General features: G+C 37.7%; 14 protein-coding genes and 1 pseudogene. 11 read left to right on the top strand and 4 right to left on the bottom strand.

What is annotated here, in order from left to right; all coding sequences use genetic code 11:
• Positions 1-113: 113 nt before the first annotated feature.
• Positions 114-632 (bottom strand): DUF1465 family protein, encoded by a 519-nt coding sequence (locus ACFIJL_RS03600; RefSeq protein WP_375622602.1) that lies wholly within the window; start codon positions 630-632, stop codon positions 114-116.
• A 180-nt stretch (positions 633-812) separates the two neighbouring features.
• Complete coding sequence (locus tag ACFIJL_RS03595) at positions 813-1,955, bottom strand: OpgC family protein (protein WP_375622600.1); 1,143 nt, start codon at positions 1,953-1,955, stop codon at positions 813-815.
• Between the two features lie 365 nt (positions 1,956-2,320).
• Here ACFIJL_RS03595 and ACFIJL_RS03590 point away from each other — a divergent pair, with 365 nt between their 5' ends.
• From ACFIJL_RS03590 to ACFIJL_RS03540, 11 genes and pseudogenes are all read left to right on the top strand, one after another.
• Complete coding sequence (locus tag ACFIJL_RS03590) at positions 2,321-2,983, top strand: thiamine phosphate synthase (protein WP_375622598.1); 663 nt, start codon at positions 2,321-2,323, stop codon at positions 2,981-2,983.
• A 311-nt stretch (positions 2,984-3,294) separates the two neighbouring features.
• On the top strand, positions 3,295-4,032 hold the full coding sequence (locus ACFIJL_RS03585) for a TIR domain-containing protein (protein WP_375622596.1): 738 nt from the start codon (positions 3,295-3,297) through the stop codon (positions 4,030-4,032).
• Positions 4,033-4,591: 559 nt separating this feature from the next.
• Entirely contained in the window at positions 4,592-4,957 is a 366-nt protein-coding gene (locus ACFIJL_RS03580; protein WP_375622594.1) for a helix-turn-helix domain-containing protein, read from the top strand.
• A gap of 364 nt (positions 4,958-5,321) precedes the next feature.
• On the top strand, positions 5,322-6,365 hold the full coding sequence (locus ACFIJL_RS03575; RefSeq protein ID WP_375613198.1) for a tetratricopeptide repeat protein: 1,044 nt from the start codon (positions 5,322-5,324) through the stop codon (positions 6,363-6,365).
• Between the two features lie 165 nt (positions 6,366-6,530).
• The gene (locus ACFIJL_RS03570) at positions 6,531-6,899 is read left to right on the top strand and encodes a helix-turn-helix domain-containing protein (RefSeq protein ID WP_273790479.1); all 369 of its coding nucleotides are present in this window, start codon (positions 6,531-6,533) and stop codon (positions 6,897-6,899) included.
• Between the two features lie 384 nt (positions 6,900-7,283).
• Positions 7,284-7,409 (top strand): hypothetical protein, encoded by a 126-nt coding sequence (locus ACFIJL_RS03565; protein WP_375622591.1) that lies wholly within the window; start codon positions 7,284-7,286, stop codon positions 7,407-7,409.
• Positions 7,410-7,527: 118 nt separating this feature from the next.
• On the top strand, positions 7,528-7,926 hold the full coding sequence (locus ACFIJL_RS03560) for a hypothetical protein (protein WP_375622589.1): 399 nt from the start codon (positions 7,528-7,530) through the stop codon (positions 7,924-7,926).
• Positions 7,927-8,278: 352 nt separating this feature from the next.
• A pseudogene (locus ACFIJL_RS03555) lies at positions 8,279-8,655 on the top strand (helix-turn-helix domain-containing protein).
• A gap of 441 nt (positions 8,656-9,096) precedes the next feature.
• On the top strand, positions 9,097-9,672 hold the full coding sequence (gene efp / locus ACFIJL_RS03550; protein WP_015856958.1) for an elongation factor P: 576 nt from the start codon (positions 9,097-9,099) through the stop codon (positions 9,670-9,672).
• Positions 9,673-9,683: 11 nt separating this feature from the next.
• Positions 9,684-10,475, top strand: a complete 792-nt coding sequence (locus tag ACFIJL_RS03545; RefSeq protein WP_375622587.1) for an inositol monophosphatase family protein — start codon at positions 9,684-9,686, stop codon at positions 10,473-10,475.
• A gap of 103 nt (positions 10,476-10,578) precedes the next feature.
• Positions 10,579-11,001, top strand: a complete 423-nt coding sequence (locus ACFIJL_RS03540; protein WP_375622585.1) for an inositol monophosphatase family protein — start codon at positions 10,579-10,581, stop codon at positions 10,999-11,001.
• 340 nt (positions 11,002-11,341) lie between these two features.
• Here ACFIJL_RS03540 and ACFIJL_RS03535 read toward each other — a convergent pair whose 3' ends face one another.
• Together ACFIJL_RS03535 and ACFIJL_RS03530 are read right to left on the bottom strand one after the other, a co-directional pair.
• Complete coding sequence (locus ACFIJL_RS03535) at positions 11,342-13,201, bottom strand: hypothetical protein (RefSeq protein WP_375622583.1); 1,860 nt, start codon at positions 13,199-13,201, stop codon at positions 11,342-11,344.
• Complete coding sequence (locus tag ACFIJL_RS03530; RefSeq protein ID WP_273790483.1) at positions 13,161-13,328, bottom strand: hypothetical protein; 168 nt, start codon at positions 13,326-13,328, stop codon at positions 13,161-13,163. Before ACFIJL_RS03530 ends, ACFIJL_RS03535 begins: the two co-directional genes overlap by 41 nt.
• Positions 13,329-13,577: the final 249 nt, after the last annotated feature.

Here is a 13,577-nt window from a genome sequence, read left to right as displayed (position 1 = left end):
TGCCAATGAGGGGTTTCAAGTTCCAATGTCGGTGTATGAAGTGACACTTTTACAATTTCTTTTTTTATTTGTTCTGATGACATTTCCCCTTCGCACAAAGCAAGGGAGTACCTCTAAGAACGCCCAAAGGCTGTTTTGAGCAATTCGATTTGTTTTCCCACTGGATTATCATCTTCTAAATCACAGGAGGCCGCAGTTTCCCACCCAGCACGCATATAGGTTATGCGTGCTTCTAAACGCAATGAATGAGAAACAAATTGGCGAAAAACTTCTGGCAATTCATGCCAATGAGGGGTTTCAAGTTCCAATGTCGGTGTATGAAGTGACACTTTTACAATTTCTTTTTTTATTTGTTCTGACGACATTTCCCCTTCGCGCTCTGCTCGAAGAAGAAGGAGTTGAGAGGCAATTTGCATAAGTCGTGTACTTAAATACATAGCCTCTTTTGCATAGATTGCAGAAACCTCTGTCGAAAGGGAACGTGCCACTAATTTCCCTTCTGAGTCAATATACGCTGCGGTTTTTTCAATCAGCGCCATTGTTTCTTCATAGAGACGATTGAAAGCATTTTCAAAAGCATTATGCTCAATCATGATAATAGGTTCATCATATGGACGTTTATGTACACTCACGCTTTTATACTCCAAGTATCAGCACAAAATCACACTCTTCAACGAACAGAGTATTAAAAAGTTTCTTTTGTTGCTGTGTAGAACGCTTTTTTTTAAAACTGCTACCTCTTTTAATTTTTTTGCGCAACGCACTTTTTATACTAAGGTTAACGTGCCCAATAAACACTATAGGAATGTTTTTTATAAACGGATCATTTTCCTTGAAAATGACCACTGCCAAGATTGCCGTTTTTCACAATAATAAGCGACTCCAAATTGCAAAGCAATACCCGTTATTATTAAGAGGGTATCGGAAAAAACCGTTTCTGTCATCACTGTTTTTATAATTTGTCCAAACATCGCAAAAATGGTTCCCGTTACAAAGACCAGTAAACTATGTTTTCCTAAAATTGCTAAAGGATGTTTCTGAGAGACATAAAACCATTTATTGATGCGCGGCAAAGAAAGAATGAGAAAGGCTAATGCAAGAACATGGAGTAAACGTGGCAAGCTTAAAAAGGTTTTATTAAAGTTCAACAATGGGGAAGACCAGCCAAGCCACCCCAAAATGCCCCACCAATTTAAGCGAACCCATAACAGCGCCAACAAGAGATACGCTGCCGCACAAACAATCCAAAAAGACTGAAAAGCGATTTTTTTTCCTTGTTTAAGCGCTAAAGTACTGGTCAATCCTATGACAAATAAGAATTGCCAAGACAAAGGATTTAAAAACCACTTTCCCTTTAAAGGATAAGAAGGAGGAGCAATTTTGTAAAATCCGCAGATAAGATACAATGTAAAGGAGCCCAAAAGCAGCCATTTTGTCTGCTTACAACTCAAATAAAGGATAAAAGGCGCAAAAAACATCAAAACGATATAAAGAGGAAGAATATTATTATATCCCAATTGATGCCCAAAGCTTAAGGTACTCAAAAATGCGATACCAGGCTCTTTAAAAAAGAGTCCCACATTGTTCATCGATAAAAGTTTTTCTGTTCGCCATAATAAAAAGGCAGCAAAAAAAAGACTTAACGTGACAAAAGTAGTAAAAAGATATGCACCATAGAGCTGCAGAGCTCTGTACCAAAGTTTTCGGATAATAAAAGCAAAGGATTTTTGCTGTAACCGTCCATGAAAGCTTAACCCAAGAGCAATCCCTGAAAGCAAAACAAACACTTCTGCACAATCAGAAAAACCGAAATTTCTATGAGTAAAAGACTCATAGATCGTTCTGGGAATATGGTTGATGAAAATCGTCAATAAGGCCAAAGAACGAAAAACATCAATGCGTGTATCACGATGAGAAGGTTGAGTATTATGCTCAAGAATACCTTGGTATTTCATCAGTGGACTCCCACACGTCACAAACCCCTTGAAGTCCCATAAAAATGGTGCTTACCCTTATTGCCAACAAGCATGAACAGGATGAAATTTTAATTTTTAAGAGTCAAGTTTCATTTTAAGCGTTTATTTTTTTAAAAGCAAAAGTTTTTTAAAGGCAAAAGAACGAAAAGCGTCCATACGTGTATCACAACAAAAAGGCGACATATTATGCTTAAAAACACTCTCATTTCTCATAAACAGGCTTCCACACACCCACAAATCCTTTAAATTAGGTGAAAATGGTGGTCAGTTTCATCGCAAATAAGCATAATAGAATGAAACTTTAATTTTTAAGCGTTATTTTTTCTAAGAAACAGGGATTTGACATGACACAACAAAAAAATAAACCAATTGATCCACCTCTTTTCCCTCAGTTGATTTTAACACTTGATGTTCGGCGCAACACCCCACACACATTTTTGCAGCAAATTTTGCAAACAAAGTCTTTTGCATGCGTCATCCTCTATGATTCTGAAAGGTTGAAAGATGATGGCTCTTTTTTACAACAACAAGCGCAAACTTACGCAGAAGATATTCAACATCATGACGCAGCCCTTCTCATCGCTGATGACAGCCGCATTGCTGGGCGCATAAAGGCTGATGGATTGCACATAGAAGATGATCTTAACGCTCTTGAAAGCTTCAAAAATCAGCAAAAGGAACAAAAAATTATAGGCTTTGGCAATTTACGCAATCGCCATAGTGCTATGCTTGCAGCGGAAACAGGTGTTGATTACCTGTTCTTTGGAAAACTCGGTGCTGATAAAAAACCCCAAGCGCACCCCCGCAATCTCCAGTTAGCAACATGGTGGGCAGAAATTATGCAAACCCCCGCCATTATCCAAGCAGGAAGCGATTTTTCAACCTTTGATGAAGTCTTAAAGACTGGATGTGAATTCATTGCTGTAGAAGAAGTCATTTTGGGGAACGACAACCCCTTAATACTGCTTAAAACAATGCAAGAAAAATGTGAAAACACCCCCTTGTAATATAGGAGGAGAATTTATAAATAAAGCGTTAACTTTCGTGTTTCTTATATAGAGAACATAATGGAATATATAAATAGGAGAAAAATTCGTTTCGTTCATTCACAATTCAATCAGATCGCTTCATCACGCAGTAAAATTTCCCATCATTTAGTCAAGTTTTCCCACGTTTCAATCAATTGAATGGAAGGTGACCGTCTCTTTTTGTGCATTGTATAAGAAAATGAAATCATAAAGCTATTTAAATTCAAATAGTTATAAAAATAAATCAACATTTTATATTAATAACCAGCGATATTGAAAGAATATAAACAGTGAAATATAGCGGCACCTTCGAAGACCTTAAAGATATAGTTAAAACAGCTGGATATAAAATCATAGAAACTAAGTTTCTATCACTTAATTCTTCTAAAGGATATCAGATCAAAACCTCCGAAGGAGGCGTTATTAATTGGTATGAAAGCACAGGAACAATCAACGTTCAAGGCAAAGAAAACATAAAACAAAAGTTAATAGAAGATTTAGCAAAGCATATAGAAGAAACATCAACGATTCCTTCCTCAAAAACTGCCTCCAATCCTTCAAATAAAAAAATTTTTATCGTTCATGGTCATGATTGTTATGCCTTAACGGAGCTTGAAAATGTTCTTCTCAAGCTTGGTCTCAAACCATACATCTTACAAAATACGAGTGGCAATGGTTTACCCATCATTCAAACTTTGAAAAAAGAAATTTGTGACAGTTCTATAAGTTTTGGTATTGTACTCCTCACGCATGATGACATGGGTTATGCTATATCTCAAGGTGCAGAAAAAATTCAACCCCGTGCACGACAAAACGTTATTTTCGAAATGGGCATGTTAGCTGCCACACTTCCTCTTGAGAGGATTGCTATTCTACAAAAAGAAGGCATTGAAATGCTTTCAGATGTTGGTGGAGTTTACTACCTTTCTTTTAAAGAACACGTAAACGAAACATTTTCCAAACTTATTATGCGCTTACAAGAAGCTGATTTCTCTTTTAATACAGATACAATTCATGCATCACGTTAAATTTGAATAATGCTTATGTTTATTTTTTAAAGCGCACACCCAAAACCACATGCCACCCCACCACATTCCACAGACACACACATCCTATAGCACAGAGAAACGATCATCCCCCACCCTTCCTCAAACAGCAAGCGATTGTGCAAATTTTAATGAAGATACCGCGTGTAAATTCACTACCGTAGAAGATCATTTTAGTCTCTTTAATAAACGCGGGGCTGATGTCATGATTTTGACAATCATTCCAGAGAGATTTAAGAAGCGGATAGCCTCTCATAAAAAAACAAATTTTGTAAGTAAAAAACTATTTTTATTGTAAATTTCCTGAAATTACTTTATGAATTAAAAGATGTTTTGGTCGCATACGCAACGACCAAAAGGGGCCTTGAAAACCCTAAGTTCTAGCGTAAAGATGAACCCACTTTGTGGGTATCCCGGAATTCCGGGAGTTTTTGCTATGTCCAGGTGCTTTAAGCACTAAAAGCAAAAAGGCTGACTAGAACTCAGTATTTTCAAGCTCCCGGAATACTCATGCGAGGGCGCTCGCAACCGGCGGGGAAAAATGCAATCTCAAAATCTTAATATTGATCTTTTTATTGGCAAAAAAATTCGTTTGAGACGAAAAATGCTAAAAATGTCTCAAACAACTTTAGGACACGCTTTAGGCGTAAGTTTCCAACAAATCCAGAAATATGAAAAAGGCTTAAATCGTGTCAGCGCAGGGCGATTAAAGAAAATTTCCGATATCTTGAATGTTCCCATTGCCTTTTTTTACGCGGATATCATTACAAAACAACAGCCCCCATACCACCATGATGAAATCGCATCAAACACAGAGGAATACCTGCTGCTCAAAAGATTTAGAGTTCTAACAACGGTAAAAAAGAAAGCCTTTTTACAGCTGATCTCTGATGAGAATGCAAGCTAACCTCACACGGATAGCGTGCGCTATTCATAAGCATTCATACGTATTTTAAAAAGCAACCTCCATTGTAAGCATGTTTTCATTTTAGGGGGAGAAGCCATTGATATAATAGAAGATAAGCATCTTTACATACGATAACCTCTCATCATTATTATTTTTAACAGGACTGTATTATTTTTAACAGAACTGTTTTAAACAGTCTGTCTCTCGTCGACATTTATGCTACTTTTTTAACTTACCCAACCCTACCTTGAACCAAGACGAAAAACTGAGAGATAAAAAGTAATATAGAAATGAAATTCTTATACGGCTTGTAATGATGAAAAAAAAATGTGAAAATTCTGATCGGTAATGAGGAGAAAACACCATGATCAAGAGAAGCGTGAAGCTGCTTATCTTAGGCGTGATTGGGCTTGCAAGTTCTGCTGTAAGTTCAGCGGGAAACACTGAAGAAATCTCAAATTCTGAAAGCTCTTTCAATACGATTCAAGAAGCTTCAAACACTCAAGAACCCTTTCAGCCCTTAAAAGCTGGAGACTATGATCAAGCCTATGACTATTACATCCAAGGTTATTATTTAAAAGCTTTTCGTGAAGCACTCCGACGTGCTGAAAAAAATGATCCTTTTGCACAAACTCTTCTTGCCCGAATTTATATGGAAGGATGTGCTGTTCCTATTGACGGTGCGCGTGCTGCTTTATGGTTTGAACGCGCTGCAAAACAGGGAGAACCCCAAGCACAACTACGCTATGGACTTATGTTGTTTGATGGTAACTTTATAAAACAAAATCAAGAACTTGGTGCGCAATTCATTCGAAAAGCTGTCAAAGCAGGCGTCAAGGAAGCCTATTTTTATTATGGACAACTGCTTCTTTATAAAGCCTCACAGGAAAAACAAGCTCTCCCTGGTGTTTCTTCCCAAAGTCGTGAAAATGAAGCAATAGAGCAAGCCTTAAAATGGTACTTAAAAGGTGCTGCTCTTGGCGATGCTGAAGCTGCTTTTTCTGCTGCAAAAATTCTTTCCTTAGGCACGTTAAAGCGACCAAAAGATGATCGCAATGCCCGCAAGCTCATGGAGGTAGCGGCTCAAAACAACCACTTAAAAGCTCAACTTCATTTAGCACAATGGCTTGTACAGGGGCGTGGAGGAGAAACAGATTTTCAGCGTGCTTTTCATTTACTTCAAAGAAATGCGATCAACATGGTAGCACCAGCACAGATTTCCCTTGCAAGGCTTTATCGAGATGGCACAGGAACAAAAGGCGATATAATAATGGCAGCGGCATGGTATATGCTCGCAAAGGAGGCAAAAATGCAAGCTCCTGATCTTGAAATAATGCTCCAAGGCATGGATAAGGCACAACTAGAAAAAGCGCACAAAGAAGCAATAAAGCTCCTTCCTGTTTTTTAAAATACTCCTCTCTGCATCAAAAAGATAAAATTTATAGAAATTCCGCGAGATTGTGCTCTGTCCAGGTGCTTTAAGCACTAAAAGCAAAATGCTGATTTGAGGTCAGTGTTTTTAGACTCCCGGAATACCAACGCGAGGGCGCTCGCAACCGGCGGGGGCTTTAAAATGCGAGCCAAAAATCTTGATAATGACATTTTCATTGGCAAAAAAATTCGTTTGAGACGAAAAATGCTAAAAATGTCTCAAAAAACATTAGGTCAACATTTAGGTGTTACTTTCCAACAAATCCAGAAATATGAAAACGGCTTAAATCGTGTCAGCGCAGGGCGTTTAAAAGAAATTGCCGATATCTTAAATGTTCCACTTGTCTTTTTCTATGCGGACACCTCAGCAAAACAACAGCCCCCATACCCTCATGATGAAATCGCATCAAGTACAGAAGAATACCTGCTGCTCAAAAGATTTAGAGTTCTAACCTCGATAAAACAAAGAGCCATTTTACAATTACTCTCTGATCAAAATGAAAGCTTTTAACATCATGACATAGAGCACTACACTCTCTGTTCTTAACTTGCCTCCCACCCCTCAAAGGACAGAAGCCCCTTCCCTATCCGGTTGGGAAACAATCCGTCTTCTCAGAACAGAACTCTTTTAGCTTCCCATTTTATGTGGTTCATTTCACAAAATTATCCGGACAAGCTCCCCCTCAAATATTCACCACACACTCTCATAAAAACATCACATGTGCAAAGTTTTATGTCTTATAGCACCACACCTCAAACGACAGTATTTAAAAAAACAGAATAAGCATTCATACGTATTTTAAAAAAGATAGCCCTCAAAAAGCAATGCTTGAAAATTTTTTTGATCAATCTGGAATAACACTTAACACATCATTTTATAATAGTGATAGAGGACATGCTCTTAACATGCAAACGCAAAAAATTGCTTTTTTATCATATCACTAAAAGCAGCAGTTTATTAAAATATACGCCACCAGAAGCACTTCAAGCAGCCTTTACAGCTGAAACCATTATTCATTGATTAATTAACCTATTGATTAGATACCGATATGTTGTTAATGGCTATAAGTAAAGTTGCTCTTATTTCTGGAAGAGGAGCTTCGCAAATAAAGAGCAACAATAAGTAAGGGGAATTAAAGATGTTAAAATATTTATTGCTGTCACCGGTTGTGTTGGTGGCTGGTTGCGCATCTGTAGGCAATTATTCATCAAATTATGTTGATCAAAGTCTTACAAAGCGTCAGGCACAATTAGTCGCTAACAAATTTATTAGCGATATCAAGAGATCTCTACCACCAGCTACAACCACACTTCTTATAAAGAAAAATAATACAGCAGACAGCTTTACTCCTTTATTTATCAATCTGTTGCGACGGAATGGATATAATGTGATCTATACAGATCAACCTCAAAAGCAGCAAAACATGGGTGTGAATTTGAGTTATAGAATACAATTAAATAGTAGCACTATAGTGTCTCTTCTTCAGTATAATGTGAACGGAGAACCACGTGCTCATATAAGTACTCAGCCCAAATGAACCCGCTATTTAATGTAAACATTCTCTATATTTTACACGTAAAGACTTAAAAGCTCTTGCGAAAGGCAAAGAGATTTGCACCTCAATAAAAAACCTCATTTTTAGCCAGAGTGGATAAATTTTATTATAGATTGTGACAATACAAAATAGTGTAAATTATAGCTTTAAGATTTAAGAAAAGAAGAATACTAAAAATAATGAAAATGCCCCACACCCTAGTGAATTGTTACGCGAAGATGTAAATGCAAAACTTGGACTATCTGTGATTGAAGCAGCTGAAGAGTTTTCTATATCCCGTGTAGCATTTTCTAGGGTCTTGGTAAAATCCTTATAACGACATTTTCAGTGGCAAATTCATTGGCAAAAAATTCGTTTGAGACGAAAAATGTTGAAGATGTCTCAAAAAACATTAGGTCAACATTTAGGTGTTACTTTCCAACAAATCCAGAAATATGAAAACGGCTTAAATTGTTTCAGCGTAGGGCGTTTAAAAGAAATGGCCGATATCTCAAATGTTCTACTTTCCTTTTTCTATGCTGATATCTTAACAAAACAACTGCCCCCGTACTCTCATGATGAAATCGCATCAAGTACAGAAAAATACCTGCTGCTCAAAAGATTTAGAGTTCTAACCTCGATAAAAAAGCCTTTTTACAGCTGATCTCTGATGAGAATACAAACGAACACCCTGTGACAACACACCACGCTCTATCACATGAGACACTATAATAAACTCCGTATTCACATATTCATCACATATTCTTAATTAAAAACACCTCATGGGTTTAGGGAACTTATATCATTACCATCAATTATATCATTGCCATCAATGATGATATTTTACGACACAACGGGATAAATTTCCCCAAAAATTCTAAAAAATTTTTGTGCAAATTTTTAAAAAGCTTGCGTCTGAGCGCTTTTTATGGTCTTGCAAAGAACTGAAAAGCAAAAATACATAAAGGTCCTTTTTTACTTAAGCTTTTCTCTTTGCAAAAAGCAGGAGAAAGCCCATAAAGAGCACACAGGACCATGAGAGAGCAGCAAGGTTAATCAAAGGGATTTTAGCCCGAAAATAACAAAAGAGCTTGACTGTTAAAGGCAGCAAAGAAAAGCGCCATAAAGACAACAAGAGAGTTCTTTTTGCAAGAATAGAATTGGATAGAAACGATGAAAATTAATGGCAATGAAATTCGCCCTGGTAATGTGATCGAACATCAAGGAAGTTTATGGGTTGCAGTTAAATGCAACGCTGTAAAACCAGGAAAAGGTGGTGCATTTAACCAAGTTGAAATGAAAAATTTGATTGATGGTACAAAACTTAATGAACGCTTTCGTGCTGCTGAGACCGTTGAACGCGTGCGCCTTGAACAAAAGGATTTCACATTTCTTTATCAACAAGGGGATGCTTTGGTCTTTATGGATTCAGAATCTTATGAACAACTTGAACTCCAAAAGGATTTTGTTGGTGAACGTGCTGCGTTTCTCCAAGATGGGATGACTGTCACAGTTGAACTTTATCAAGAAAAGCCTATTGGCATCTCACTTCCTGATCAAGTTGCTGTCACGATTGCGGAAGCCGATCCTGCCATCAAAGGACAAACGGTTACCTCCTCTTATAAACCCGCCATTCTTGAAAACGGAATTCGTATTCTTGTTCCCCCTTTTATGAATGCTGGTGAACGTATCATTGTAGACACCAATGAATTGATTTATTTGCGTCGTGCAAATGAAAAAGATAAATAAAGGAATAAAAAATGGCCCATTCTGCAGTCATGAATGTCATGGTGCAAGCTGCAATGAAAGCAGGACGCTCGTTGGTGCGTGATTACGGTGAAGTGCAAAATTTGCAAGTGTCTTTAAAAGGACCAGCAGATTATGTCAGCCAAGCAGATCGCAAAGCGGAAAAAATTATTTTCAATGAATTAAGCAAAGCGCGCCCCAAATTTGGTTTTCTGATGGAAGAGTCTGAAGAAATCATTGGAGAAGATTCACAACACCGTTTTATTGTTGATCCTTTAGATGGTACTACAAATTTTCTCCATGGCATTCCTTTTTTTGCTGTTTCCATTGCCTTAGAAAGCCAAGGGACAATCGTTGCTGGTGTCATTTACAATCCCGTGAGTGATGAACTCTTCACCGCAGAACGTGGGTGTGGTGCTTTTTTCAATGACCGCCGCTGTCGCGTTTCTGCACGGCGCAGACTAGAAGATTGTGTCATTGCCACAGGCATGCCTCATTTTGGTCGCCCAAATCATGGAGCCTATCTTATTGAATTGCGTAATGTGATGATGGAAGTTGCTGGACTGCGCCGTTTTGGTGCTGCTTCTCTTGATTTAGCTTATGTTGCTTCTGGCCGAACCGATGGCTTTTGGGAAGACAATCTACAAATTTGGGATATGGCTGCTGGAATACTGATGGTTCGTGAAGCCGGAGGTTTTGTCACCGATAAAGAAGGTGGTGGTGATATATTCCGCAAAAAAAATATTATCGCCGGCAATGAACACATTCGCCTAAAATTAGAAAGAGTTCTCAAAAAAGGCATTTAAGCCTAAAAAAATCCAGCAGATGACCTCAGCCAAGCAGATCGCAAAGCGGAAAAAATTATTTTCAATGAATTAAGCAAAGCGCGCCCCAAGTTTTGGTTTTCTGATGGAAGAGTCTGAAGAAATCATTGGAGAAGATTCACAACACCGTTTTATTATTGACCCTTTGAGATGGCACCACAAATTTTCTCCATGGCATTCCTTTTTTGCTGTTTCCATTGCCTTAGAAAGCCAAGGGAAAGTTGTTGGTGGTGTCATTTACAATCCCGTGAATGATGAACTCTTTACCGCACAACGCGGGTGTGGTGCTTTTTTCAATGACCGACGCTGTCGCGTTTCTGCACAGCATAGACTAGAAGATTGTGTCATTGCCACAGGAATGCCTCATTTTGGTCGCCCAAATCATGGAGCCTATCTTATTGAATTACGCAATATAATGATGGAAGTTACTGGACTGCACTGTCTTAGCGCTGCTCTTGAGTTTATCTTATGTCGCCGCAGAAAAAACCGATGGTTTTTGGGGAGATAACCTGCACATTTTTGATAAAACTACCAGCATACTGATGCTTCGCGAAGCCGGTGTTTTTGTCACTGATAAAGAAGGCAGCAGCGATATATTTCGCAAAAAAAAAATATCATCACAACAAAACGCCCCAAGAAGCAACAACGACATCAGAAGCCAACATCCTCCCCTACTTCTCTTAAGAAATCACCGCCTACACAGCAAAAAAGATTGACTATAATTTAAAATATCCCCTCTCTGCTAAGGGCTATCACATATGCCTCTCATAGTTTTCACCTCTACATGACAACAGAAATTTTAGCAAATCCATTGATTTATACAGCCATTCCCCCCCTTCATTTAACCATTATCTCAGATAGTCTATGAAATACTCTCGAGATTTATAGTAACAAAAATCTTTGTTTTCCAAAATTGCTTTCTGCATTTCACTTGCAAGCTGCTCTTTATCTTTTTCAATAGCCTCTTTCAGCGCCTTTATCTTCTCATTACCGAAGATAATTTTTAATTTTTCTTTTAATTTTTTTTCCTCAACAAGCTTCTCCCAAAAGATCAATCGGTTATCACATGTCTCATTTGCTGCTTTTATCCATTCTCTGGCTCCTAATTTGTAAACTTTTTCAAATGTTGGATTCCCCTCAGCTATGGAAAGATCTTTTGCTCTATTTGTGTCATTCTCTTTACAAGTATTGATTACATCTCTAACTGTGACAGAATGGCAACCATTATCAAAGGCAACATAGCCTTTTTTCACTGTTTTAATAAGCTTCTTATAGTAAAAGAAAGTTTCTCTTGCCGCCTTATAATCACTGGAAATATCACACAACAACAACAACACATTCTTTTTACAATATAATAATAAAGTACACTCACCAGACCAAGATTCCGAAAGCTTTAGCATTTTCTCTATCTCTTTGTGTTCTATACTTATAGATATGTTGTCCCACAAAGTATCTGTAAATTTTTTCTTTTTATCCTCCCCTGTAAAGTTTTCCTTTTGGTGCTGTTTGCATTCAGCTGTAATCATATCATCAAGAACATATAACCACCAATGAAGTAATAACATCGTAGGTTGACTCCGTTTTTTTTTCGTAAGAGGATCTACAAACTTTTGCAGAGTTATTCCATTCTTTCTCATTAATCGCACTGCTTTTATAAAAAATTTCCTAAAATACGAGGTATCCAAGAGACTACATATTTTTTTGTAATGTTCATAAGTAAGTTTTTTTCCAAGTGCTTGCTTGTACAATAAACGCACTTCGTGCTCCCCTCGAACACAAATATCCTTTACAAATGGAAGCCGATCTCCACCGACTTTCATATCTTCCCTAGGATTTTTTATCCCCAGTACGTCTCTTTCCCATAGCCTTACTCCCTCATCCCATTGTTTCAACCATTCCTGCGATACTTTTTGAGTTTTTTTAACAAGCCTTTGTTCCCCTTGTGCAATAATATCTTGATATCCAGCGCACTCTTGCTCTTTTCGCTCAAGTTGGTCAGTCAATTGAAGACACTTCTGTTCCCCTTGTGCAATAATATCTTGATATCCAACGCATTCTTGCTCTTTTCGCTCAAGTTGGTCAGTCAATTGAAGACACTTCTGTTCCCCTTGTGCAATAATATCTTTATGTCCAGCGCAATCTTGCTCTTTTTGCTCAAGTTGGTCAGTCAATTGAAGACACTTCTGTTCCCCTTGTGCAATAATATCTTTATGTTCAGCGCACTCTTGCTTTTTTTTCTCAAGTTGGTCAGTCAAGTGAAGACACTTCTGTTCCCCTTGTGCAATAATATCTTGATGTCCAGCGCAATCTTGCTCTTTTTGCTCAAGTTGGTCAGTCAATTGAAGACACTTCTGTTCCCATTGTGCAATAATATCTTGATATCCAGCGCACTCTTGCTTTTTTTTCTCAAGTTGGTCAGTCAAGTGAAGACACTTCTGTTCCCCTTGTGCAATAATATCTTGATGTCCAGCGCACTCTTGCTCTTTTTGCTCAAGTCGTTCAGTCAATTGAAGACACTTCTGTTCCCCTTGTGCAATAATATCTTTATGTTCAGCGCACTCTTGCTTTTTTTGCTCAAGTTGATCAGTCAATTGAAGACACTTCTGTTCCCCTTGTGCAATAATATCTTTATGTTCAGCGCACTCTTGCTTTTTTTGCTCAAGTTGTTCAGTTAAATGCTTGTTCTGATAAATTGCCAATGCAAGCATTAAGCTTCCCCCACAACACACTATCATTGCCAAACCGAACAAAAAATCCACTGAGTATCCCGAATACCACGACTTCCCCATCCATATGATGCAGAAAATCATAACGCCGCATCTTACACTCCCACATTTTTTCCCCCATTTCCAAATGACCTTAATTATAGCTATTATGAAAGCTATTGCCAATTTTATGTCTTCTTCCATTCTTGCTCTCTTTTATTCCCACCAATATTTAACGCAGCTCTTTTATCGATCCCTCGATATTGTATCATTGTGTGTACATCTGATTTGAAAATCACTACATATTATATTTTAATAAAAACAATACACAAAATATAGATATTTTTTCTGGTAAAATAAAACAATTTGTATTTAATTG

The organism is Bartonella sp. TT119HLJHH, assembly GCF_042193385.1.
Lineage (GTDB): Bacteria > Pseudomonadota > Alphaproteobacteria > Rhizobiales > Rhizobiaceae > Bartonella.
This window is presented reverse-complemented; position numbering and strand designations above follow the sequence as displayed.